The organism is Cupriavidus sp. 10L43_2, from assembly GCF_056395265.1.
Genome location: NZ_JBFTJE010000008.1, coordinates 174,321 through 197,186, shown reverse-complemented (window position 1 = coordinate 197,186; position 22,866 = coordinate 174,321). Strand labels below are relative to the sequence as shown.

At 66.3% G+C, this 22,866-nt stretch carries 21 protein-coding genes and 1 pseudogene; 17 read left to right on the top strand and 5 right to left on the bottom strand.

Going from position 1 to position 22,866, the window contains the following annotated elements; translation table 11 throughout:
• Window positions 1-43 precede the first annotated feature (43 nt).
• The 10 genes from motA (at window position 44) to AC1DEL_RS14255 (ending at window position 9,924) form a co-directional block, all read left to right on the top strand.
• On the top strand, window positions 44-907 hold the full coding sequence (gene motA / locus AC1DEL_RS14300) for a flagellar motor stator protein MotA (RefSeq protein ID WP_092295940.1): 864 nt from the start codon (window positions 44-46) through the stop codon (window positions 905-907).
• 13 nt (window positions 908-920) lie between these two features.
• The gene (motB, locus tag AC1DEL_RS14295) at window positions 921-1,916 is read left to right on the top strand and encodes a flagellar motor protein MotB (RefSeq protein ID WP_092295937.1); all 996 of its coding nucleotides are present in this window, start codon (window positions 921-923) and stop codon (window positions 1,914-1,916) included.
• A 61-nt stretch (window positions 1,917-1,977) separates the two neighbouring features.
• Window positions 1,978-3,996 carry a chemotaxis protein CheA gene (cheA, locus tag AC1DEL_RS14290; RefSeq protein WP_092295934.1) on the top strand — a complete coding sequence of 673 codons (2,019 nt, stop codon included), beginning with the start codon at window positions 1,978-1,980 and terminating at the stop codon, window positions 3,994-3,996.
• Window positions 3,997-4,029: 33 nt separating this feature from the next.
• Window positions 4,030-4,524 carry a chemotaxis protein CheW gene (locus AC1DEL_RS14285; RefSeq protein ID WP_092295931.1) on the top strand — a complete coding sequence of 165 codons (495 nt, stop codon included), beginning with the start codon at window positions 4,030-4,032 and terminating at the stop codon, window positions 4,522-4,524.
• Between the two features lie 79 nt (window positions 4,525-4,603).
• Window positions 4,604-5,521 (top strand): CheR family methyltransferase, encoded by a 918-nt coding sequence (locus AC1DEL_RS14280; protein ID WP_092295928.1) that lies wholly within the window; start codon window positions 4,604-4,606, stop codon window positions 5,519-5,521.
• Window positions 5,521-6,177, top strand: a complete 657-nt coding sequence (gene cheD, locus AC1DEL_RS14275) for a chemoreceptor glutamine deamidase CheD (RefSeq protein WP_092295925.1) — start codon at window positions 5,521-5,523, stop codon at window positions 6,175-6,177. Before AC1DEL_RS14280 ends, cheD begins: the two co-directional genes overlap by 1 nt.
• A 22-nt stretch (window positions 6,178-6,199) precedes the next feature.
• Window positions 6,200-7,276: a protein-glutamate methylesterase/protein-glutamine glutaminase gene (locus AC1DEL_RS14270; protein ID WP_441592652.1), complete on the top strand. Its 1,077-nt coding sequence runs from the start codon at window positions 6,200-6,202 to the stop codon at window positions 7,274-7,276.
• A 71-nt stretch (window positions 7,277-7,347) separates the two neighbouring features.
• Complete coding sequence (gene cheY / locus AC1DEL_RS14265) at window positions 7,348-7,734, top strand: chemotaxis response regulator CheY (protein WP_144199859.1); 387 nt, start codon at window positions 7,348-7,350, stop codon at window positions 7,732-7,734.
• A 12-nt stretch (window positions 7,735-7,746) separates the two neighbouring features.
• Complete coding sequence (gene cheZ / locus AC1DEL_RS14260) at window positions 7,747-8,382, top strand: protein phosphatase CheZ (protein WP_092295916.1); 636 nt, start codon at window positions 7,747-7,749, stop codon at window positions 8,380-8,382.
• A 192-nt stretch (window positions 8,383-8,574) separates the two neighbouring features.
• Entirely contained in the window at window positions 8,575-9,924 is a 1,350-nt protein-coding gene (locus AC1DEL_RS14255) for a M20/M25/M40 family metallo-hydrolase (protein WP_441592651.1), read from the top strand.
• A 20-nt stretch (window positions 9,925-9,944) separates the two neighbouring features.
• Here AC1DEL_RS14255 and AC1DEL_RS14250 read toward each other — a convergent pair whose 3' ends face one another.
• The 3 genes and pseudogenes from AC1DEL_RS14250 to AC1DEL_RS14240 all read right to left on the bottom strand — a co-directional run.
• On the bottom strand, window positions 9,945-10,895 hold the full coding sequence (locus AC1DEL_RS14250) for an ABC transporter substrate-binding protein (RefSeq protein ID WP_092296241.1): 951 nt from the start codon (window positions 10,893-10,895) through the stop codon (window positions 9,945-9,947).
• Window positions 10,896-11,038: 143 nt separating this feature from the next.
• Window positions 11,039-11,674, bottom strand: coding sequence for a maleylacetoacetate isomerase (gene maiA, locus AC1DEL_RS14245; protein WP_092295909.1), 636 nt, complete (start codon window positions 11,672-11,674; stop codon window positions 11,039-11,041).
• An 85-nt stretch (window positions 11,675-11,759) separates the two neighbouring features.
• Window positions 11,760-12,287 (bottom strand): annotated as a pseudogene (locus tag AC1DEL_RS14240) (thioredoxin family protein); the annotation flags it as partial.
• A 238-nt stretch (window positions 12,288-12,525) separates the two neighbouring features.
• Between AC1DEL_RS14240 and AC1DEL_RS14235 the strand changes: the two are divergent.
• The 5 genes from AC1DEL_RS14235 to AC1DEL_RS14215 all read left to right on the top strand — a co-directional run bounded on the left by AC1DEL_RS14235 (window position 12,526) and on the right by AC1DEL_RS14215 (window position 18,412).
• Window positions 12,526-13,269: a response regulator gene (locus AC1DEL_RS14235; protein ID WP_092295903.1), complete on the top strand. Its 744-nt coding sequence runs from the start codon at window positions 12,526-12,528 to the stop codon at window positions 13,267-13,269.
• Window positions 13,266-14,594, top strand: coding sequence for a sensor histidine kinase (locus AC1DEL_RS14230; protein WP_092295900.1), 1,329 nt, complete (start codon window positions 13,266-13,268; stop codon window positions 14,592-14,594). Before AC1DEL_RS14235 ends, AC1DEL_RS14230 begins: the two co-directional genes overlap by 4 nt.
• Window positions 14,595-14,692: 98 nt before the next feature.
• Window positions 14,693-15,400 (top strand): YceH family protein, encoded by a 708-nt coding sequence (locus AC1DEL_RS14225; protein ID WP_092295898.1) that lies wholly within the window; start codon window positions 14,693-14,695, stop codon window positions 15,398-15,400.
• Between the two features lie 205 nt (window positions 15,401-15,605).
• On the top strand, window positions 15,606-17,393 hold the full coding sequence (locus tag AC1DEL_RS14220) for a sensor histidine kinase (RefSeq protein WP_441592647.1): 1,788 nt from the start codon (window positions 15,606-15,608) through the stop codon (window positions 17,391-17,393).
• Between the two features lie 155 nt (window positions 17,394-17,548).
• Window positions 17,549-18,412, top strand: a complete 864-nt coding sequence (locus tag AC1DEL_RS14215) for an oxidoreductase (protein WP_092295895.1) — start codon at window positions 17,549-17,551, stop codon at window positions 18,410-18,412.
• Between the two features lie 40 nt (window positions 18,413-18,452).
• Here AC1DEL_RS14215 and AC1DEL_RS14210 read toward each other — a convergent pair whose 3' ends face one another.
• Window positions 18,453-18,734, bottom strand: a complete 282-nt coding sequence (locus AC1DEL_RS14210; RefSeq protein ID WP_454758135.1) for a type II toxin-antitoxin system RelE/ParE family toxin — start codon at window positions 18,732-18,734, stop codon at window positions 18,453-18,455.
• Between the two features lie 9 nt (window positions 18,735-18,743).
• A complete protein-coding gene (locus tag AC1DEL_RS14205; protein WP_477125329.1) occupies window positions 18,744-19,211 on the bottom strand; it encodes an antitoxin PaaA2 family protein in 468 nt (155 codons plus the stop codon).
• Window positions 19,212-19,639: 428 nt separating this feature from the next.
• Between AC1DEL_RS14205 and flhB the strand changes: the two genes are divergently transcribed.
• Both flhB and flhA read left to right on the top strand, forming a co-directional pair.
• Window positions 19,640-20,782, top strand: coding sequence for a flagellar biosynthesis protein FlhB (flhB, locus tag AC1DEL_RS14200; RefSeq protein WP_092295889.1), 1,143 nt, complete (start codon window positions 19,640-19,642; stop codon window positions 20,780-20,782).
• A complete protein-coding gene (gene flhA / locus AC1DEL_RS14195) occupies window positions 20,779-22,866 on the top strand; it encodes a flagellar biosynthesis protein FlhA (protein ID WP_477105317.1) in 2,088 nt (695 codons plus the stop codon). Before flhB ends, flhA begins: the two co-directional genes overlap by 4 nt.

Below are 22,866 nucleotides of genomic sequence, written 5' to 3'. Positions count from 1 at the left end.
CCCGTGCGTGCCTGACGCGTGTTTTTCAGACGGGGATCCGATCGTGCTAGTAGTTATTGGCTATGTCGTCGTGGTGGCATCGGTGCTGGGCGGTTATGCCATCACCGGCGGCCACATGGGCGCGCTTTATCAACCGGCGGAGCTCATCATTATCGGCGGTGCCGCCTTGGGCGCCTTCGTGAGCTCCAACAGCGGCAAGGCCATCAAGGCCACCATGAAGGCCATGCCGATGCTGCTGCGTGGCTCGAAGTACAACAAGGAGTTGTACCTCGACATCATGGCACTGCTGTACGTGCTGCTCTCCAAGGCCCGCCGCGAGGGCATCCTGTTCCTCGAGAAGGAAATCGCCGACCCGGCGGCCAGCAGCGTGTTCAGCCAGTATCCGCGCATCCTGGCCGATGCGGTGATGATGGAATTCCTCACCGACTATCTGCGCATGATGGTCAACGGCAACATGAACGCCTTCGAGATCGAGGCGCTCATGGACCACGAAATCGAAACGTACCGCCACGAGGCCGAGATTCCCGCCCATGCGCTGTCGCGCGTTGGCGACGGCCTGCCGGCCTTCGGCATCGTGGCCGCGGTGATGGGCGTGGTGCACGCACTGGCCTCGGCAGACCTGCCGCCGGCCGAGCTGGGCGCCCTCGTGGCCCACGCCATGGTCGGCACGTTCCTCGGCATTCTGCTGGCGTACGGCTTCGTCTCGCCGCTGGCCTCCCGCGTGGAGCACCAGGTGTCCGAGAGCGTGAAGATGTACGAGTGCATCAAGGTCACGCTACTCGCCTCGCTCAATGGCTACGCGCCGCTGGTGGCGGTGGAATTCGGCCGCAAGGTCCTGTACTCCACGGTGCGGCCGTCGTTCCTCGAGCTCGATGACCACGTCCGCGAAGTCAAGAGCCTGACCTGACCGGAGAGACGTCATGAGCAGCGCCCAGGATCTGCGTCCGATCATCATCCGCAAGGCCAAGTCGCACGCCAAGCCGCATGGCAACCACAGCTGGAAGATTGCCTACGCCGACTTCATGACGGCGATGATGGCCTTCTTCATGGTGATGTGGCTGCTGAGCTCGGTCTCGCCGAAGACGCTGGAAGGCGTAGCGGAGTACTTCCGCACGCCGCTGAAGGTGGCGATTGCCGGCGGCGACAAGAGCAGCATGTCGAAGAGCGTCATTCCCGGCGGCGGCAAGGACGTGCAGGCCAAGGACGGCGAGGTGATGCGCGCGCAGACCAACGACCCGTCCGACGCCCAGCGCCGGCGCGACCAGATGGACACCGAGCGCCTGCGCGCCCTGAAGGGCCGTCTCGAACAGATCATCGAGAACAACCCGGTGCTGCGCCAGTTCCGTCCGCAGCTGCTGCTGGACATCACGAGCGAAGGGCTGCGCATCCAGATCCTGGATACGCAGAACCGGCCGATGTTCCGCACCGGCAGCGCCGCGGTGGAGCCGTACATGCGCACAATCCTGCGCGAGATCGGCCCGGTGCTGAACGAGATGCCGAACAAGGTGAGCCTGTCCGGCCACACCGACTCGGCCACGTACATGATGGGCGAGCGCGCGTACAGCAACTGGGAGCTGTCGGCGGACCGTGCCAACGCCTCCCGCCAGGAGCTGATTGCCGGCGGCATGCAGGAAGGCAAGGTGCTGCGCGTGCTGGGCCTGGCGGACACCATGCCGCTGGAGAAGAAAGACGTGCTGGCCCCGGTGAACCGCCGCATCAGCATCGTGGTGCTGAACAAGCGGGCCCAGGCGCAGTTCGAATCCGAAAACGCGAGCGCGGCCGAAGTGTCCGTGCAGGCGCAGAAGGGCCGTGCCGCAGAGGAGTTGCAGGCACAGGTGGAGCAGGCGCAGGCAGCATCCGCGCCGGCGGCCAGGCCGTCCGGCAGCGGCGCTGCAGGCAAGGGCAAGATCGAATGAGGCGTGCCGCCCGTCACAGGGCGGCACATCTTCCAGAGCAATTTAGCGAGTCAGGACGGTCATGTCTGTCGATATCGATATCACGCAGTTTTATCAGACCTTCTTTGAAGAGGCGGAAGAACTGCTCGTGGAAATGGAGCAGCTGCTGCTCGGGCTGGACATCGAGTCCCCCGATTCGGAAGAGCTGAACGCCATTTTCCGTGCCGCGCACTCCATCAAGGGCGGCGCCGCCACCTTCGGCTTCGCGGCACTGACCGCGACCACCCATATTTTCGAGAACCTGCTTGACCGTACGCGTCGGCGGGAACTGGCCCTCAACCGGGTCATCATCGACACCTTTTTGGAAACCAAGGACGTGTTGCAAGATCAGCTCAACGCCTACCGCAACGGCACCGAACCCGATCCGGAAACGCTGGCGCGCATCTGCGCCGTCCTGCAGCAGCTGGCCGAGGAAGCCGGCGGCGAGCCGGGCCATGCGCCGGTGGCCGCTGCCGCTCCGGCCCCCGTGGCCGCCGCACCCGCTGCCGGTGGTGGCGCTGGTAACCTGAAGATCAGCCTGCTCAAGGTATCGGCCGGCGACCAGGCGCTGCTGCGCGAGGAAATCGCCAACCTGGGCGAGATCACCGGCCAGCAGGAAGCCGACGGCGACCTCGTCATCTGGCTGAACAGCCAGTGCAGCGCCGACGACATCATCGCGGTCTGCTGCTTCGTGATCGACGACAAGCAGATCACCGTGGAAACCGTGGCCGCTGGCGCCGCGCCGGCCGCCGCCGCAGCACCCGCCCCGGCCCCGGTGGCAGCGCCGGCACCTGTAGCCGCTGCGCCGGCCGCCGCCGCGCCTGCCAAGGACAAAGAAAAAGAGAAGGCCAAGCCGGCCGCCGGCGCCGCCGCGCCGGATTCCGGCTCGATCCGCGTGCCGACCGAGAAGGTCGACCAGATCATCAACCTCGTGGGCGAACTGGTCATCACGCAGTCGATGCTGGCACAGACCGCTTCGTCGCTGGACCCGGTGCTGTTCGACCGCCTGTTCTCGGGCATGGGCCAGCTGGAGCGCAATGCGCGTGACCTGCAGGAAGCGGTGATGTCCATCCGCATGATGCCGATGGACTACGTGTTCTCGCGCTTCCCGCGCCTGGTGCGCGACCTGGCCAGCAAGCTCGGCAAGCAGATCGACCTGGTCACGTTCGGCAAGGCGACGGAACTCGACAAGAGCCTGATCGAACGGATCATCGACCCGCTGACCCACCTGGTCCGTAACAGCCTGGATCACGGCATCGAGACCCCCGAAAAGCGCGTGGCCGCCGGCAAGGAGCCGACGGGCCAGCTGATCCTCTCCGCGCAGCACGCGGGCGGCAACATCGTCATCGAAGTGAGCGACGACGGTGGCGGCCTGAACCGCGAGCGCATCCTGGCCAAGGCGATCCAGAACGGCCTGCCGGTGTCCGAGAACATCAGCGACGAGGAAGTCTGGCAGCTGATCTTCGCGCCGGGCTTCTCGACGGCCGAGGTGGTCACCGATGTGTCCGGCCGCGGCGTGGGCATGGACGTGGTCAAGCGGAACATCCAGGAAATGGGCGGGCACGTGGAAATCGCGTCGCGCCCGGGCAATGGCACCACCACCCGCATCGTGCTGCCGCTGACGCTGGCGATTCTGGACGGCATGTCGGTGCGCGTGGGCGAGGAAACCTTCATCCTGCCGCTGAACTGCGTGATGGAGTCCCTGCAGCCGAAGTCCGAGGACGTGCACACCGCCGCCAACGGCGAGCGCGTGATGAACGTGCGTGGCGAATACCTGCCGCTGCTGGAGCTGCACAAGGTCTTCAACGTGACCGGCGCGCTGCAGGAGCCGACGCAGGGCATCGCCGTGATCCTGGCCGCCGAGGGCAAGCGCTTCGCGCTGCTGGTGGACCAGCTGATCGGCCAGCACCAGGTGGTGCTGAAGAACCTCGAAACGAACTATCGCAAGGTGCCCTGCATCTCGGCCGCCACGATCCTCGGCGACGGCAGCGTGGCGCTGATCGTGGACGTGGGCGCGCTGCAGCGCACCGGCGTGCGCCGCCAGGACGCGGTTGCACAGTAACTGACAGCATAGCGACAGCAAAGGAGCACTGACATGGCCGGCATCGGACACATCGATACCCAGGCGGGCGAAGCCTCTGGCCAGGAATACCTGGTCTTCACGCTCGGCACCGAGGAATACGGCATCGATATCCTGAAGGTGCAGGAGATCCGCAGTTACGAGACCGTCACCCGCATCGCGAACGCCCCCGGCTTCATCAAGGGCGTGACCAACCTGCGCGGCGTGATCGTCCCGATCGTGGACCTGCGCCTGAAGTTCGACCTCGGCAACGTGCGCTATGACCACCAGACCGTGGTGATCATCCTCAACGTGGCGGGCCGTGTGGTCGGCATCGTGGTGGATGGCGTCTCGGACGTGCTCACGCTGACCGGTGACGATATCAAGCCGGCGCCGGAGTTCGGCGTGTCGGTGTCGAACGAGCACCTGACCGGCCTCGGCTCGGTGGAAGGGCGCATGCTGATCCTCATCGATATCGAACGCATGATGACCAGTTCCGAGATGGAGCTGGTGGAAGCCGAACTGGCCTGATCGGGCCAGCCGGCAGATCGCCCCCGAAGTCTCATTAGATTTACCCGCCGCGACCCGGCACTCCACGAAGATACACACCATGACGCCGCTCCGTTCTTCCTCCAGCGCCATCGGGAAGCCAGGCGCGGTTGCCGCCCCCGCCGCGCCGGTGCTGGCGCCGCTGCGCGACGACATGCGTGACTTCCTGCTCACCGAGCATGATTTCGAGAAGGTGCGCGCGCTGATTCACAAGCGCGCGGGCATCTCGCTCGGCAGTCACAAGCGCGAGATGGTCTACAGCCGGCTCGCGCGGCGCCTGCGCTCGCTGGGGCTCGCCGATTTCGGCAGCTACCTGGCCCTGCTCGAGTCCGATGATCGCTCCCAGGAATGGGAGTTTTTCACCAACGCGCTGACCACGAACCTGACCTCGTTCTTCCGCGAGGCGCACCACTTCCCGCTGCTGGCCGAGCATGCCAAGAAGGTTGGCCGGCCCTACAGCGTGTGGTGCGCGGCGGCTTCGACGGGCGAGGAGCCGTACTCGATCGCCATCACCCTGGCCGAGGCACTCGGCGACCGCGCCGGTTCGGTGCTGGCCACCGACATCGACACCCAGGTGCTGGCCAAGGCCCGCGCCGGCGTGTACACGGCCGAGCAGGTGGGTCGGCTCTCGCAGGAACGGCTGAAGCGCTTCTTCCTGAAGGGCACCGGCGCACGTTCGGGCTCGGTCAAGGTCAAGCCGGACCTGGCGTCGACGATCGCGTTCGAGCCGCTGAACCTGCTGGCGCCGGAATGGGGATTGCGCGAGAAATTCGACGCCATCTTCTGCCGCAACGTGATGATCTACTTCGACAAGCCGACCCAGGGCCGCATCCTGGAACGGTTTGCCCCGTTGCTCAAGCCGAATGGCCTGCTGTTCGCCGGCCATTCCGAGAATTTCTCGTATGTCACGCGCGCGTTCCAGCTGCGTGGGCAGACGGTATACGAACTGGCCGGCAAGGGCGGCAGCGGAGGTGCATGATGCGTACGCCCCAGATGCCGGAAGCCATTGCCACGCGCAAGTATTTCGACCGCGAGTTCGGCAAGCAGGCCATCAAGCTGCTGCCGAACGAGTACTACGTGAGCGGCGAGGACGTGGTGCTGACCACGGTGCTCGGCTCTTGCGTGGCCGCCTGTATCCGTGACGAAGTGGCGGGCGTGGGCGGCATGAACCATTTCATGCTGCCGGACGACGAGAACGCCGGGCCGGACCGCATGCTGTCCGCCTCGATGCGCTACGGCTGCTACGCGCTGGAAGTGCTGATCAATGAACTCCTGAAGATGGGCGCCCGACGCGAGCGCCTGGAAGCCAAGGTTTTTGGCGGCGGCGCGGTGCTGGCGAACATGACGACCCTCAATATTGGGGATCGGAATGCCGATTTTGTATTGAAGTACCTGAAGACCGAAGAGATTCGACTGGCGGCGCAGGATCTGCGTGGCCCGCACGCGCGACGGGTGAGTTATTTCCCGCGCAGTGGCCTGGCGCTGGTGCGCCGGCTGACACGACAAGACGATACGGTAGGCGTGGAACGCGAGGAGCGTGCGCTGGCACGCGCGATTTCCACCTCCACGAAGGCGCCCGTACGAGGCGCAGTGGAATTGTTCACGCGGCAGGCCACGGCAAGGGTGCCGACCTGAAAATGAGACGTAGAGACCAGATATGACCGCCGCGAAGATCAAGGTGCTGTGCGTGGATGATTCCGCGCTTATCCGCAGCCTGATGACCGAGATCATCAACAGCCAGCCAGACATGGAAGTGGTGGGCACCGCCCCCGACCCGCTGGTGGCGCGCGACCTCATCAAGCGCCTGAACCCGGACGTGCTGACGCTGGACGTGGAAATGCCGCGCATGGACGGCCTCGACTTCCTCGAGCGCCTGATGCGCCTGCGGCCCATGCCGGTGCTGATGGTGTCGTCGCTGACCGAGCGCGGGTCCGAAATCACCATGCGCGCGCTGGAGCTGGGCGCGGTGGATTTCGTCACCAAGCCCAAGCTGGGCATCCGCGACGGGCTGATGGAGTACACGGACACCATCGCCGACAAGATCCGCGCGGCGTCGCGCGCCCGGGTGCGGGCCCCCCGCGCCGAGGGCGCGGCCGAAGGCGCCCCGCCGGCGCCGCTGCTGCGCACGCCGTTGCTGTCGACGGAAAAGCTGATCATCGTGGGCGCGTCCACGGGCGGCACCGAGGCCATCAAGGAATTCCTGATGCCGCTGCCGCCGGACTGCCCGGCCGTGATGATCGTCCAGCATATGCCGGCCGGCTTCACGAAGTCGTTCGCGCAACGGCTGAACGGCCTGTGCCGCATCACGGTCAAGGAGGCCGAGCACGGCGAGCGCGTGCTGCCGGGCTATGCGTACATCGCGCCGGGTGACTCGCACCTGTTGCTGGCGCGCAGCGGCGCCAACTACGTGGCGCACCTGTCGCAGGAAGCGCCGGTGAACCGGCACCGCCCGTCAGTCGACGTGCTGTTCGACTCCGCCGCCGTGCATGGCGGCAAGAACGTCACGGGCGTGATCCTGACCGGGATGGGCAAGGACGGCGCGCGCGGCATGCTGCGCATGCGCGAGGCCGGGTCCTACAACCTTGCGCAGGACGAGCAGTCCTGCATCGTGTTTGGCATGCCGAAGGAGGCCATCGCCACCGGCGGCGTGCATGAAGTAGTGCCCTTGCATTCGATGAGCCAGCGCGTCATGGCGCACCTGGCCACCTTCGGTGCGCGGGCGCAGCGCGTGTAGGGCACCGACCCTGGGCACGCGCCGGGCGCAGTTTTCGTATTTGTTATCCACAACCGTATTGGAGCCGTATAGTGGACAAAAACATCAAGATCCTCGTGGTCGACGACTTCCCGACCATGCGTCGGATCATCCGTAACCTGCTCAAGGAACTCGGTTTCACCAACGTGGAAGAAGCCGAGGACGGCGCCGCCGGCCTGGAGAAGGTGAAGGACGGCAGCTTCAATTTCGTCGTGTCCGACTGGAACATGCCGAACATGGACGGCCTGACCATGCTGCAGTCGATCCGCGCGATTCCCGAGATCGCCAAGACGCCGGTGCTGATGGTGACCGCCGAGGCCAAGAAGGAAAACATCATTGCTGCAGCGCAGGCTGGCGCCAATGGCTATGTGGTGAAGCCGTTCACCGCGGCGACGCTGGACGAGAAGATCACCAAGATCTTCGAGAAGCTGGGTCAGTAAGAGGGGCACGACATGTCGACGACTCAGACTTTCAGCAATGAATCAGCCGATCAGATCATCCATCGCATCGGCAACCTCACGCGGATGCTGCGCGATAACATGCGGGAGCTGGGGCTCGACAAGGAAATCGAGCGGGCCGCACAGGCCATTCCTGACGCGCGCGACCGCCTGAGCTACATCGCGGCCATGACCGAGCAGGCCGCCGAGCGTACGCTCACGGCCGTGGAACTGGCGCAGCCGCTGCAGGAAGACCTCGAAGCCCGCGCCAACGCGCTGGACAAGCGCTGGGACGCGTGGTTCGAGACGCCGGTGGAACTGGGCGATGCCCGGGCCTTGGTGCTCGACACGCGCGAGTTCCTGACCGAGGTGCCGCAGAAGGCCAAGGCCACGGGCAGCCACCTGCTCGAGATCATGATGGCCCAGGACTTCCAGGATCTGACGGGTCAGGTCATCAAGAAGATGATGGACATGATCCGCTCGCTGGAGCAGGAACTGCTGCAGGTACTGATCGACAACGTACCGGCCGATCGTCGCGTGGAAGCTCCGCCCACGCTGATGAACGGTCCGCAGATCAACCCCGAGGGCAAGGCCGACGTGGTGTCGGACCAGTCGCAGGTGGACGATCTGCTGGCAAGCCTGGGCTTCTGAAGCCACATCAGGTCATGGCAGGATGCAACGGGACAATCGCGTCGGGCGATTGTCCCGTTTGTTTTTGGAGACGGTCCCGCGAGCACATCGCCGCATTCGCTGGCAGAATGTGATCGCTCCCCGGCTTCGCGGTACCGAGCAGGTCCCGGGCCGGGTTTTTGTGTCGTATCACTGCCAGAGGATACTGTCGCCATGCCAGCCCGTTGCCGTACCGTCTTCGCCCGTCACGTCGTCCCGTTCGCCACGCTGGCCTTCGCCGGGGTCGCCTCCGCACAAACGCTGACGGTGCCGCAGGTCTCGCCCCAGGTTGACAGCACCTATACGCGCCTCGAGGCCTCGCCGGTGGTGAAGAAGCTGCTCGACGACGTAAAGGCAGACGACGCCCGCGCGCTGACCGAACTGAAGACGATGACGGAGATTCCCGCGCCGCCGTTCAAGGAGTCCGCGCGCGCGCAGTATTTCGTATCGCGCCTGAAGGCGCTGGGGCTGACCGATGCGCGCATCGACGCCGAGGGCAATGCCATCGGTATCCGCAAGGGCACTGGCAACGGGCCCAAGCTGCTGATCTCCGCCCACCTCGACACCGTGTTCCCGCAGGGCACCGACGTCACCGTGAAATCGCGCGACGGCAAGCTCTATGCGCCCGGTATCGGCGATGACACGCGCGGCCTGGCCGTGCTGCTGTCCTGGCTCAAGGTGCTCAACGAGAACAACGTCCGCACGGTGGGGGACATCGTGTTCGTGGGCAACGTCGGCGAGGAGGAACTCGGCAACCTGCGCGGCATGAAGGCAGTGTTCCGCGATCATCCCGATATCGACGGCATGATCGGCCTCGAACCGGGCACCGGCGAGCGCGTGCTGACGCAAGGCACCGGCAGCCATCGCTACGAAATTACGTTCCGTGGCCCGGGCGGCCATAGCTTCGGCGCGTTCGGCCTGCCGAGTGCCATCCACGCGATGGGCCGCGCGATCGGCAAGGTCAGCGATGTCCGCACGCCGACGGACCCCAAGACCACGTTCACGGTCGGCACGGTGGGGGGTGGCACATCGGTCAACGCCATTGCCGGAGACGCCAAGATGGCCATCGACATCCGCTCCAACGGCACGCCGGCCCTGCTCGAAACCGAGAAGCACATCATGTCCGCCATCGCATCGGGTGTGGCTGACGAGAACGGCCGCTGGTCGCCCACCAAGGGCAATGAGATCACCTTCCAGGCAAAGCAGATCGGCGACCGACCGGCAGGCCAGACCGCCACGGACTCGGTCATCGTGCAGTCGGCCGTGCGCGTGATCAAGGCTAACAGCAAGGAAGCGCCCAGCCTGCGCGGCGGCAGCACCGATGCCAATGTGCCGATGTCGCTCGGCATTCCGGCGGTTATCCTCGGCAGCGGCGGCAAGTCGGGCGGTTCCCACTCGCGCGACGAATGGTTCGATCCGACCAATGCCCATGAGGGTGCGCAGTGGGCACTCACCACGGTGCTCGGGCTGGTCGGCGTGGAAGGCGTGAGCGAGCCCTTGCTCGCCAAGCGGCCGACGAAGTAGGGCGCTGCCCCGGATCGCTGTCAGGCGGGCAGTCCGAAGCGGGTGTCGAACGTCGATGCCACTTCGAGCCGCTGCTTCAGCAATCCGGATTTGAGGTAGAAGTCGGCGGTCTGCTGCTGGATGGCGACGAGGCTGGCATCGATCGGCTGCCATGTCGTATGGCGTCGCTCGAACTGCAGCCGCGCCGCCTCCGGCGAGATGCCGATGATGCGCGCCAGCGTGGCGGAGAACTCCGCCGCGTGTTCATAGGACCAGACCTGGGCGCGCACCACGCGCTGGAGGAAATCGGCCAGGACCGCGCGCTTGGCAGCGAGCGCCGCGTCGGTGGCGGCGAGATAGCTGAGCCCCGACCACAGGCCACGCCCGCTGACGAGTACCCGGGCATGGCCGCTGGTCTCCGCCATGGCCGTGTACGGTTCCCAGGTCGCCCACGCATCGACGGAGCCATTGGTCAGCGCGAGCTTGGTATCGGCTGGAGGGAGGAAGCGGATGTTGGCGTCCTCGGGTTTCAATCCGGCTGACGCCAATGCCTTCAGCGTCACGAAATGGCCAATCGAACCCCGGTTCGTGCCGATGCTCTTGCCTTTGAGGTCAGCCGCGGTCTTCAGCGGTGAATCGGGCCGCACGAGGATGGCGGTGCCATAAGGGTCCGACCGGTTGGCGCCAATCAGCTTGATCCGCGTCCCCGCCGCGAGTGCGAAGATCGCCGGCGCATCGCCAATCGGCCCGCAATCGACCGCCCCCGCATTGAGCGCCTCCGCCAGCGGCGCGGCGGCCGGGAACTCCGTCCACTGGATATCGTAGCCAATGCCCTTGAGCGCATCGGCGGATTCGAGCAGCGCCCGCAGGCCGCCCTTCTGGTCCCCCGCCTTGAGGACAGGGCGCGACTGCCCACGCGCGGTGGAAATCAGCACAGGAGCGGCGGCAAGCATGGCGCCATAGCGCAGGAACTGGCGACGGGAAGCGGTCATCGGAATCCGTTCGAACAAGGCCGGACTGGCCAACAGTCCAAGACCCTACGCCGTGCCCCCGACGATGCGAACGAATGTTTTCGCGCTTTGTTATGCGGGGGCGGGAGCTTCCCGGAACGCCCCGGTCCCCTAGCCATCTCCCGCTACCGCCTAGCCGCCGGTGCGTTCTCCGCAAACGCCTTCACGTCCCGCAGCCGATCCACGATTTCGGCGATGTGTGGCCATTGCTCCAGTTCGATGCCCGCGCGCTCCGCGTTGATCGCTTGGGGGAAGAGGAAGATGTCGGCGATTGTCGGCGTGTTGCCGGCCACGTAGGGGCCGGTGCGGCGGGCGGCGAGGCGGGCTTCCACGGCGGTCAGGCCTTCCAGGATCCAGTGGCGGTTCCACGTCACCACGCCCGTCGCGCCCATCCCGGGCATCTTGCCGAGGTAGGCCGCCACGCGCGGTGGCACCAGCGCGTGGATTTCGCTGGCGATGGCCAGGGCGATCGAGCGGGAGAAGGCGCGGCCGGCGCCGTCCTTGGGCAGCAGCGGTGGCAGCGGGAAGCGCTCGTCGAGGTACTCCACGATGGCCAGAGACTGGGTCAGCAACTCGCCTTCGTCGGTCTGCAGCGCCGGCACCAGTCCTTGTGGATTGATGCCGAGGTAGTCCGCCTGCCGGTTCTCGGCACCGTCGCCCAGGATGCCGACGGTGACCATCTCGACCTGCACCCCCTTCATGGCCAGCGCGATACGCACGCGCGATGTGGCCGACGAAATCTCGTTCGCGTAAAGCTTCATGCTGAATCTCCTTGGATTGGCCGTCGGGTTACTGCGCCGGTGCCGCTGCCGCTGCCGGTACTGGCGCCGCTGCCGCACCAGCCTTGGCTTCCTTCAGCAGCGTCTGGATGATCTGCTCGGACTTCTCGTAGTCCCCTTCGCCCACGTGGTAGTGCCGGATGCGCCCGTTCGCGTCGATGAAGTACAGCGCCGGCCAGTAGTTGTTCTGGAAGGCGCGCCAGATCTTGTAGTCGTTGTCGATGGCGATGGGGTAGGTGAGCTTGAACCGCTTCAGCGCGTCGCGGACGTTACCCACGTCCTTTTCGAACGGAAACTCGGGCGTATGCACGCCGATCACGGTCAGCCCCTGGTCCTTGTACTTCTCGGCCCAGCTACGCACGTACGGCAGCGTATTGATGCAGTTGATGCACGAATAGGTCCAGAAATCGATCAGCACGACCCGGCCGCGCAGTTGCGCCATGTTCAGCGGAGGCGAGTTGAGCCAGGTCGTCGCGCCGTCCAGGGGGGGCGCCGGGGCGTCCGTGCGGGCGGCGCGGGCGTCGCTCAGGCCGGGAAACTGGCCGTTGGCCAGGCTGACGCCGACGGCGGCAAGCGCCGCCAGCGCCATGGCGCCAAAGGTGCGGCGCGTGAAGGAAGAGGGGGTGGTCATGGCAGTGCGCTCCGTTCGGGTGGTGTATGGTCGCTATCAGACACCGTGCGCGTGTACCGGATGTATCGCCCGCCGGCCGCCAGGTAAGGTATTGTCTGCCCGGCTTGGCCAGATACACTGGCATACAAAGGGAAGTGCAACCAATCGCCAGAGCGGGCAAACTCCGCTCATCGCCACTGAAATCTACCAAGAGCGCCGCCAGATGGACGCCCATATCGACCATATCCTTGTTGTTGACGACGACCGCGAAATCCGCGAGCTGGTGTCCACCTACCTGACCCGTAACGGGCTGCGGGTGACCATTGCGCCGGACGGCCGCCACATGCGGACCTTCCTGGAGTCGAACGTCGTCGACCTGATCGTGCTGGACATCATGATGCCCGGCGACGACGGCCTGACGCTGTGCCGCGAACTGCGCGCCGGCAAGCACAAGAGCACCCCGATCCTGATGCTGACCGCCCGCAGCGATGAGACAGACCGGATCATCGGCCTCGAAATGGGCGCCGACGACTACCTCGCCAAGCCGTTCGCCGCGCGCGAGCTGATGGCGCGGATCAAGGCGGTGCTGCGGCGCACCCGGATGCTTCCGCCCAATCTCCAGGTGTCCGAGGCGGGCCGGCTGCTCACTTTCGGCGACTGGCGTCTCGACACCACCGCCCGCCATCTGCTGGACAAGGACGGCACTGTCGTGGCCCTGAGCGGCGCCGAGTACCGGCTGTTGCGCGTGTTCGTCGACCATCCGCAGCGCGTGCTGAACCGTGACCAGCTGCTGAACCTGACGCAGGGCCGTGACGCCGAGCTGTTCGACCGCTCGATCGACCTGCTGGTCAGCCGCCTGCGCCAGCGGCTGGGCGATCACGCCCGCGAGCCGATCTACATCAAGACGGTGCGCAGCGAGGGCTACGTGCTGGCGATGCCCGTCGAGATCACCGAGGCACGCGAATGACCACGGCCGCCCTGGTAGCGCCGCAGTCGCGGGTGCGCTGGTGGCCCGGCACCCTGAGCGCACGGCTGTTCCTGATCCTGCTGGCGGGGCTGGTCATCGCCTATGCGATGTCGTTCACGGTGCTGTTCATGGAGCGCTACGTCACCGCGCGCACGGTCATGCTGGGCACGCTGGAAAACGAAGTGGCCACTTCCATCGCCATTCTCGACCGCCTGCCCGCCGCCGAGCGCCCGGACTGGATCCACCGGCTGGACCGGCCGACGTACCGCTACGTCCTCGGCCCGGGCCTGCCGGGCGTGCCCGACATGACCATGCGCGCCAAGGACATCGCCAACAAGATCGAGGAGGCGGCTGGGCAGCGCTTCCCGGTCCGGGTCGAGATGATTCCGGGCGACGGCAAGCGCCTGCAGGCGCACCTGACACTGAGCGACGGCAGCCCGCTGACTATCGACGTCCATCCTGCCATGGCACCGCTGGCGCATTGGCTGCCCTATGTGATGGTGGCGCAACTCGCGCTGCTGGTGCTGTGCAGCTGGTTTGCGGTGCGGCAGGCCATCCGGCCGCTGGCGACGCTGGCCGATGCGGCGAACACGCTCGACCCGAACCAGACCACGCCGCGCATGAGCGAGACCGGCCCGAGCGAGGTGGCCCACGCGGCGGTGGCGTTCAACGCCATGCGCGACCGCATCGCCCATTTCGTGGAGGAGCGCGTGCGCATTCTCGCGGCCATCTCCCACGATCTGCAGACCCCCATCACGCGCATGAAGCTGCGTGCCGAGATGGCCGAGGAGTCTGTCGAGAAGGACAAGCTCATCAGCGACCTGTCCGAGATCGAGCGGCTCGTGCGCGAGGGGCTGGCCTATGCGCGCAGCACGCACGTCGATGGCGAGGCCGATACGCGTATCGACATCGGCTCGTTCCTGGAAAGCCTGGTCTACGACTATCAGGACACTGGCAAGGCCGTGACCATGGAGGAATGCGTGGGCGGGGCGATCGTCACGCGCCCGCATGCCCTGCGGCGCATCCTGACCAACCTGATCGACAACGCCCTGAAGTTCGGCGGCGCGGCCGAGATCGTCGCCCGGCGCGACGCCGATGGCGCCCTGCGGCTGATGGTGATGGATCGCGGCGCCGGCATCCCGGAGGAACAGCTCGATGCGGTGCTCCAGCCGTTCTATCGCGTGGAGGCCTCGCGGAACCGCGATACCGGCGGTAGCGGGCTGGGGCTGGCCATCGCGCAGCAACTGGCGCAGGCGCTCGGCGGCAAGCTGGCGCTGCGCAATCGCGAAGGCGGCGGACTCTCCGCGGAGGTGATCCTGCCTTGATGGCCTGATGCGCCGCGCGGGCGGCAGTTGCATCGTCCCCGCGCTTGCGATCCAATGGGCGCCTTCGCGTGATCACGCCCCTCACCTTGATGTCATCGATGAATGCCAATACAGAAATCCCGGCGCGGCCGCCGCTGCGCGCGCTGACGGCGCTGGAAGGCCGCGTGGTCGCTGTGCTGCTGGAGAAGCAGTACACCGTGCCGGACACCTATCCGCTCTCGCTCAATGCGCTGGCGTCGGGCTGCAACCAGAAGACCGCGCGGTCGCCGGTGATGAGCGTGTCGGAGGACGAGATCCTGACGGCCATCGACGGCCTGAAGTCGCTGAGTCTGGTGTTCGAGGGCAGCAGCAGCCGGGTGCCGCGCTTCGAGCAGAACATGGCCAAGGTGCTTGGCGTGCCGAGCCAGTCGGCGGCGCTGCTGTCCACGCTCCTGCTGCGCGGCCCGCAGACGGCGGCGGAGCTGCGCCTCAACACGGCGCGCCTGCACGCCTTCGCGGATATCTCGTCCGTGGAGGGCTTTCTCGATGAACTCGCCGAGCGCAATCCGGCCCTCGTTATCCGCCTGCCGCGCGCCCCGGGCGAGCGGGAGAGCCGCTGGATGCATCTGCTCTGCGGCGAGGTCAGCGTGGCAGACCTGGCGGCGCCGCGCGGGGCGTCGGCGCCGGAAGGCGGCTCGTCTTCGGAACTCGAAGCGCTGCGCATCAGCCAGCGCGAGCTGGCCGACAAGGTGGCGCGGCTGCAGGCCCTGGTCGAAGAGATGGCCGGGCAGCTCGGCATCGAGGTGGAACCCGGGCGGCTCGGCTAGCCTGCCACCTCCGCCCACCCAGCCTCAGCTCCCCGCTAGATGGCAGTTGCGTTAAACCCGCCGCCCCGCCAACGTGGGGGTGTTGCGGGGAGGAATCAGTCCGCGCGCGCGGGCGCCGTTATCGGCACGGCGTAAAAGGTTCGATGCTATAAAGGGGCGTCGGCCGTCACACGGCCTTGTTTGCCTGCGCCCTTCCGGAATCCTCATGAGCCAGCCCAGTGGCGACATCCAGTCCGCCATGGTGCGACTGCTGTATCGACAGTCGCATGGGGTCCTGTTCGCCAACTTCGTGATTCCGGTGGCCATCGTGTACGCGCTGCGCCACAGCGCATACATCGGGCCGCTGCTGTGGTGGATGGCGATGGTCTATGCCGTCACGCTTGCGCGCATTCTGCTCTCGACGGTGTTCTATCGGCATGAGTCCAGCGCCACGCCGCGCGCCTGGGCTAACCGCTTCGCAGCGATGTCATGGGTATCGGCGGCGTTGTGGGGATGGGTCGGCTCGACCGCACTGTTCCCGCCGGGCGCCGAGTGGACGGCTTTCGCCTGCATCGTCCTGGCCGGCATGACGTGCGGCGCCGTGCCGGCGCTGTCCGCGCAGCCACGCATCTACGTCGGCATGGTCTTGCTGATGAGCGGCCCGTTCATCGTCCATTGCGCGATGCGGCCGGAGCCTATCTACAACGTTTACGCAGCATTCGGGGTCGCCCTGGTCGTCGTGAACAGCTATTTCAGCCGCGTCACGTATCACACCCTGCTGACCGGGGTGAAGCTGCGCTTCGAGAATCTCGCCCTGATCGGGCAGCTCGAGCATGAGCGCGACCGGGCAACCGCGGCCGACATGGCCAAGACGCGCTTCCTGGCCGCCGCCAGCCACGACCTGCGCCAGCCGGTGCATGCGCTCGGGCTGCTTTCCGCCTCGCTGTCGGCGGTGGCGGAGCGTGGCGATGTCCGCGCCGATGCGGCCACGCAGATCAGCCGGCGCCTGAACGGCACGCTCGACCGCATGGGCGGACTGCTCGACGGGCTGCTGCACGTGTCGCGGCTCGACGCCGGCCTGATGCCGGCACGGCGCCGGCCGTTGTCCCTCGGCAAGCTGCTCGCCGAACTGCGCGACGAGTATGCCGAGCAGGCCAGCCAGCGCGGCAGCACGCTGCGCGTGCGGGTCGCCCAGGCGTGGATCGACAGTGACCCCGAGCTGCTGCGGCGCATCCTGGACAACCTGTTGAGCAACGCGCTGCGCTACGCGCCGCAGTCGCGCATCGTGGTGGGCGCCCGGCGCCGGCCCGGCGCGATCGAGATCCAGGTCCTGGACAGTGGGCCCGGCATTGACCCCTCGCAGCAGGCGCTGGTCTTCGAGGAGTTCGCCCAGTTGCCCAATGTGCAGAGCGAACACGGGCTGGGCCTCGGTCTCGCCATCGTGCGTCGGCTGGCGGACCTGCTCGGCCATCCCGTGAAGCTGCGCTCCACGCCCGGCCGGGGGAGCAACTTCTCGGTGACCGTGCCACTGGCGCGCGATGTCGAGCCAGAAGCGCCGGCCCTGACCAGCGCCGAAGGTCGCGCCCCGGCGGACCTCCAGGCGCGCTATGGCGTGATGCTGGTCGACGACGATCCCCAAATCCTCGCGGCGCTGGGCGACCTGCTCGCGTTCTGGGGCCACACGGTCTATGCGGGCGCCACGGTCGAAGCCGTCTGCGCCGCCCACCAGCGCGCGCGCATCGCCGGCCCGGCCCCGGTGGACCTGATCCTGGCCGACTACCGGCTGGCCGCGCAGGTGACCGGCCGGCAGGCCATCGCGTGGCTGCGCGAGTACCTCGACACCGAGGTGCCGGGCCTGATCGTCACCGGCGACACGGCGCCGGACCGCCTCAAGGCGCTCCACGCCAGCGGCTTCCGGGTGCTGCATAAGCCGATTGCCGCCCCGTTGCTGCGGCAGGCGATCGTCGAGACGGTACGTGGCGACGCGATGGCCGAGAGCCTCCATTCCGGCTAAGGTCGATTCACAACCAGCAGTTGCTTTTCCTGCAATCCACATCACCATTGTTTGTGGACGTCTGACTACCTACCATGGGTCTCAACGGTAACCGACACGCCGCGACGATCGCAGCGAAGGCCGGAACCGAGCCAACCCAATCCCAGGAGTCAGTCATGTCCGATTCGAAGCAATCCCAAAGCAAGGTCTGGTTCATTACCGGTGCGTCGCGCGGTTTCGGCACGCTGTTTGTCCGCAACGCGCTGGCACGCGGTGACCGCGTCATCGCCACGGCGCGCAATCCCCAGGCCATCGTCGATGCCATTGGCGACCAGCCCGGCCTTCTCGCGGTCAAGGTCGATGTGACCAACGAATCGGACGCCGTCGAGGCCGTGCGCCAGGGCGTGGCCCGCTTCGGCCGGATCGACGTGCTGGTGAACAACGCCGGCTACGGCGTGCTCGGCGCGGTGGAGGAGACCAGCATCGCCGAAGCGAAGGCTAACTTCGACACCAACGTCTTCGGCATGCTCGCCGTCAGCCGGGCCGTGCTGCCGCAGATGCGCCAGCAGCGCAGCGGCCATGTCATCAATATCTCGTCGCTGGGCGGCTACTCGGCCTATCACGGCTGGGGCGTCTATGGCGCCTCGAAGTTTGCGGTGGAGGGGCTGACCGAAGCCATGTCCCAGGAGCTGGCCCCGCTGGGCATCCACGCCACGGTGGTCGAGCCGGGCTTCTTCCGCACGGACTTCCTGAACGACAACTCGCTGGTTGCCACCAAGACCGAGATTGCCGACTACGCCGAGACGGTGGGCGCGATGCGCGTCTTTGCTGCTGGTGCCAACCACAACCAGCCGGGCAACCCGGAGAAGCTCGCCGAGGCGATGCTGCAACTCGTGGACAGCGACCATCCCCCGCTGCGGCTGCCGCTGGGCACCGACGCCATCGCCCGCATCGAACAGAAGCACAAGTTCGTGGAAGCCGAACTGGCCGCATGGCGCACCCTGGCTGAGTCGACGGATCACGCGGACGTGGTGCGGTAAGGCAGCCGGGTTAGCGGTCAGGCATGGCCGCCAACCCGCGCTAAGTGAGACGCCGACGCTGCTGACGCGTACCAACGATACGCAGGATGTGAATGACCTCCTCCTGCGGATGCCATGCGTAGACCAGCACGTGTTCGCGATTCAAGACAATGTGTCGTGTACCAGGCACTTTTCCGGCGGGATACATTGCTGGAAACCTGACAAGCGCTTCGAGGCGATCGGCAATGAGCAGGTTCAGGTTCACGGCGGCCAACCGGTAGTCAGCGGCGATGCGGTGGAACAGGGCCTTGCGTTCCTCCCGTGCGGTCGTTGACCACTCCACCCTCAACGGTCAACTCCCCCGGTTCGAATCGCGGGCGATGCTGGCCAGCAGCGCCTCATTCTCTTCCGCCATTTCCCGCAATACGACTTCGTGCGGCACGCGCGGCCGGGAATCATCTAACCCCGCCTGCACCTGCCCCTTAAACCACCGGTCATAAGCTGCCGCCTCATGGGCCGCGCGCATGCGCTCGGCGGCGTCCAGGCGGGGACGGGCGACGTGGGTGCCAGGCTGGAACGCCGTGGCGTCGACTTCGAATTCTGCTGTCTGCATACGGACGAGAAAGTTGACCAACGTGTCGAGCTTCGGCCAGACGCGGACGTTGCCGCGCCGGACCACCAGGGTGCTCTCGCTCGTCCCGTACCGGACCACGATCCGCCAGCCGCCCGTCTGCGCCACGGCGCGTACGCGCTGCAGGCTGCCGGAGGCGGACAGTTTTTCGAGCATCGTCTGGTCGATGGTGGCCATCTGTGCCGTCATGGCATATCCCCTCAATTGTGATCGATACGGGGAATATGCTACCAAACATCTATTGGCTGGCAGCCGATCCACTACAAAACGCGAGATTTGCGAAAGCCAGGCCAGACTACCCGGACTGCCGGCAAAGACTGTCGAATTGCTGTTGAGATCACATGTTTGGTGCAATCTTTAACGAAAACACATCATTGCGTGGTACCGGCAAGACATGGCAAGATGGCCGCCCGATCGGTGCCAAAACGACGCCGGAGTGGTCGCCACCGCACCTTTACCCTAAAGGTCGGTACCCCCCGGGCCGTTAACTCCGCTGCCCCCCTCATTCCTGAAACAGGCACCTGTTTCCCTCCCTTTTCCCCTGAATGCCAGCGCCCCCGGGATTTGATAATCCTCGCTGACGAAGTGCCGCCTGCGCGCTTCGCGTTGGAGCGTCCATGTCCGAGGAAAGCGATCTCGAGAAAACCGAACCCGCCTCACCCCGGCGCCTGGAAAAGGCGCGCGAGGAGGGGCAGGTGGTGCGTTCGCGCGAGCTCGGCACGTTCGTGATGCTGATGACGGGCGTGATCGGCCTGTGGGTCATGGGCGGCACGCTGGGCCGCCGGCTGGACGCCGTGATGCACAAGAGCCTGGCTTTCGAGCCGGCCACCGCGTTCGACACCAACCGCATGCTGTCGCAGTTCGGCATCGCCATCTGGGACAGCCTGCTGGCCTTCCTGCCGCTGCTGCTGATGTTCGGCGTGGCCGCGCTGATGGCCCCGCTGGCGCTGGGCGGCTGGCTGTTCGCGAGCAAGTCGTTCATGCCGGATTTCTCGCGCCTCTCCCCGCTGCAGGGGCTGGGCCGGATGTTCTCCTCGCATTCGCTGGTGGAACTCGGCAAGGCCATCGCCAAGTCGCTGCTGGTGGGCGGCGTGGGCGCCTGGATGGTCTGGCGCAAGCTGCCGGAGGCCGTGGCGCTGATGAACGCGCCCGTGCAGGAGGCGCTGCTGCACCTGATGGAGCTAGTGCTCTACGTGTGCGGCGTGGTGTCCGGCTCGCTGCTGCTGGTGGTGGCGCTGGACGTGCCCTGGCAGCTCTGGACGTTCTACAAGAAGCTCCGCATGACCAAGGAAGAGGTCAAGCAGGAGATGAAGGAAACCGATGGCGATCCGCACATCAAGGCCCGCATCCGGCAGCAGCAGCGGGCCATGGCGCGTCGCCGCATGATGACCGAGGTGCCCAAGGCCGATGTGGTGGTGACCAACCCCACGCACTTCGCCGTGGCGCTGCGCTATGAGGAAGGCGGCATGGGCGCGCCGCGCGTCGTCGCCAAGGGAACCGAGGAAGTGGCCGCTCGCATCCGCGAACTGGCCGCCGAACATCGCGTGCCGATCCTGTCCGCGCCGCCGCTGGCGCGGGCGCTGCACCGGCACGTGGAGCTGGGGCATGAAATCCCGGCGGGCCTGTATACCGCCGTGGCCGAGATCCTGGCCTGGGTCTATCAACTGAAACACTGGCACTACTCCAACGGTCCGCAGCCTTCGGGACCGACGGAGCTGGTGGTGCCGGACGAACTTGCCGTACCGGAAGCCCGCGCATGAACGCACTGACGAATTTCTTCAATATCCCGGGCCTGCGCTCGGGCGCCCAGCTGAAGGCGCTGGCAGGACCGCTGCTGATCGTCATGATCCTCGGCATGATGATCCTGCCGCTGCCTGCGTTCGTGCTGGACCTGCTGTTCACGTTCAACATCGCGCTGTCCATCATGGTGCTGCTGGTGGGCATGTACACCCGCACGGCGCTGGACTTCGCGGCGTTCCCGGCCGTGCTGCTGTTCTCCACGCTGCTGCGCCTGTCGCTGAACGTGGCCTCCACGCGCGTGGTGCTGCTGGAGGGCCATACCGGCCCGGACGCCGCCGGCAAGGTGATCGAGGCCTTCGGCCACTTCCTGGTGGGCGGCAACTTCGCGGTGGGTATCGTGGTGTTCGCCATCCTGGTGGTGATCAACTTCATGGTGATCACCAAGGGTGCGGGCCGTATCGCTGAAGTGGGCGCGCGCTTCATGCTCGATGCCATGCCCGGCAAGCAGATGGCCATCGACGCGGACCTGAACGCCGGCCTGATCAACGAGGAAGGCGCCCGCAAGCGCCGTACCGAAGTGGCGCAGGAGTCCGACTTCTACGGCGCCATGGACGGTGCCTCGAAGTTCGTGCGCGGCGACGCCATCGCCGGGCTGATCATCATGTTCATCAATATCGCGGCCGGCATGGTCGTGGGCATGGTGCAGCATGACCTGGACTTCGGCACCGCGGTGCACAACTACACGCTGCTGACCATCGGCGATGGCCTGGTCGCGCAGATTCCGGCACTGGTGATCTCCACCGCCGCCGGTGTGATCGTCTCGCGCGTGTCGAACGAGCAGGACGTCGGCCAGCAGCTTACCGGCCAGCTCTTCTCGAACCCGCGCGTCATGTTCCTGACCGCCGGCATCATCGGCGCGATGGGCATCATCCCGGGCATGCCGCACTTCGCCTTCCTGCTGCTGGCCGGCGCGATGGCCTGGTTCGGCCGCTACATGCTGCGCCGCGACGCCGTGCAGGCCGAGACCAAGGTCCGCGAAGAGCGCAAGCCGGCCGTGGCCGCAGAAGCCGCCGAAGCCACGTGGGAAGACGTGACGATGGTCGACCCGCTGGGCATGGAAGTGGGCTACCGCCTGATCACGCTGGTGGACCGCGGCCAGAACGGCGAACTGCTGGGCCGTATCAAGAGCATCCGCAAGAAGATTGCGCAGGACATCGGCTTCCTGGTGCCGGTGGTGCATATCCGCGACAACCTCGAACTCAAGCCCAACGCCTACCGCATCACGCTCAAGGGCGTGGAGATTGGCAGCGGCGAGGCCACGCCGGGCCAGTGGATGGCCATCAACCCCGGCCAGGTCAGCGGCACGCTGCCGGGCCCGGTCACGCGCGACCCCGCTTTCGGCCTGCCGGCGGTGTGGATCGACGCCAGCCTCAAGGAGCAGGCGCAGGCCTACGGCTACACCGTGGTCGATGCCAGCACCGTGGTGGCCACCCACCTGAACCACCTGATCCAGATGCACGCCTCCGAGCTGCTGGGGCGCCAGGAAGTGCAGTCGCTGCTGGACCGCATCGCCAAGGAATCGCCGAAGCTGACCGAAGACCTCGTGCCGAAGACGATCTCGCTGACCGGCCTGCAGAAGGTGCTGCAGAACCTGCTGGACGAAGGTGTGCCGATCCGCGACATGCGCACGATCCTCGACGTGGTGGCCGAGCACGCCACCAAGGTCAGCGAGCCTACCGAACTCACGGCGCTGGTGCGCGTGGCGCTGGGCCGGGCCATCACGCAGCAGCTGTTCCCGAACAATGCCGACCTGCAGGTCATCAGCCTCGACGCCGGCCTGGAACGCGTGCTGACGCAGGCGCTGGCCAACGGCGGCGGCATCGAGCCGGGCCTGGCCGATGCGCTGCTCCAGCAGGCGCAGGGCGCGGTCGGCCGCCAGGAGCAGATGGGTCTCGACCCCGTGCTGCTGGTGCCGTCCCCGCTGCGGCCGCTGATGGCGCGCTTCCTGCGCCGTACGCTGCCCCAACTGAAGGTGCTGTCGCATGCCGAAGTCCCGGACAACCGCAACATCCGCATTACCGCAATGATCGGCGGCGCGGCGTAA

What these genes read in the sequence shown, in the direction of transcription:
- motB (WP_092295937.1), top strand. Translation starts at nt 921, where the DNA reads ATGAGCAGCGCCCAGGATCTGCGTCCGATCATCATCCGCAAGGCCAAG.
- cheA (WP_092295934.1), top strand. Translation starts at nt 1,978, where the DNA reads ATGTCTGTCGATATCGATATCACGCAGTTTTATCAGACCTTCTTTGAA.
- AC1DEL_RS14285 (WP_092295931.1), top strand. Translation starts at nt 4,030, where the DNA reads ATGGCCGGCATCGGACACATCGATACCCAGGCGGGCGAAGCCTCTGGC.
- AC1DEL_RS14280 (WP_092295928.1), top strand. Translation starts at nt 4,604, where the DNA reads ATGACGCCGCTCCGTTCTTCCTCCAGCGCCATCGGGAAGCCAGGCGCG.
- cheD (WP_092295925.1), top strand. Translation starts at nt 5,521, where the DNA reads ATGCGTACGCCCCAGATGCCGGAAGCCATTGCCACGCGCAAGTATTTC.
- AC1DEL_RS14270 (WP_441592652.1), top strand. Translation starts at nt 6,200, where the DNA reads ATGACCGCCGCGAAGATCAAGGTGCTGTGCGTGGATGATTCCGCGCTT.
- cheZ (WP_092295916.1), top strand. Translation starts at nt 7,747, where the DNA reads ATGTCGACGACTCAGACTTTCAGCAATGAATCAGCCGATCAGATCATC.
- AC1DEL_RS14255 (WP_441592651.1), top strand. Translation starts at nt 8,575, where the DNA reads ATGCCAGCCCGTTGCCGTACCGTCTTCGCCCGTCACGTCGTCCCGTTC.
- AC1DEL_RS14250 (WP_092296241.1), bottom strand. Translation starts at nt 10,895, where the DNA reads ATGACCGCTTCCCGTCGCCAGTTCCTGCGCTATGGCGCCATGCTTGCC.
- maiA (WP_092295909.1), bottom strand. Translation starts at nt 11,674, where the DNA reads ATGAAGCTTTACGCGAACGAGATTTCGTCGGCCACATCGCGCGTGCGT.
- AC1DEL_RS14235 (WP_092295903.1), top strand. Translation starts at nt 12,526, where the DNA reads ATGGACGCCCATATCGACCATATCCTTGTTGTTGACGACGACCGCGAA.
- AC1DEL_RS14230 (WP_092295900.1), top strand. Translation starts at nt 13,266, where the DNA reads ATGACCACGGCCGCCCTGGTAGCGCCGCAGTCGCGGGTGCGCTGGTGG.
- AC1DEL_RS14225 (WP_092295898.1), top strand. Translation starts at nt 14,693, where the DNA reads ATGAATGCCAATACAGAAATCCCGGCGCGGCCGCCGCTGCGCGCGCTG.
- AC1DEL_RS14220 (WP_441592647.1), top strand. Translation starts at nt 15,606, where the DNA reads ATGAGCCAGCCCAGTGGCGACATCCAGTCCGCCATGGTGCGACTGCTG.
- AC1DEL_RS14215 (WP_092295895.1), top strand. Translation starts at nt 17,549, where the DNA reads ATGTCCGATTCGAAGCAATCCCAAAGCAAGGTCTGGTTCATTACCGGT.
- AC1DEL_RS14205 (WP_477125329.1), bottom strand. Translation starts at nt 19,211, where the DNA reads ATGACGGCACAGATGGCCACCATCGACCAGACGATGCTCGAAAAACTG.
- flhB (WP_092295889.1), top strand. Translation starts at nt 19,640, where the DNA reads ATGTCCGAGGAAAGCGATCTCGAGAAAACCGAACCCGCCTCACCCCGG.
- flhA (WP_477105317.1), top strand. Translation starts at nt 20,779, where the DNA reads ATGAACGCACTGACGAATTTCTTCAATATCCCGGGCCTGCGCTCGGGC.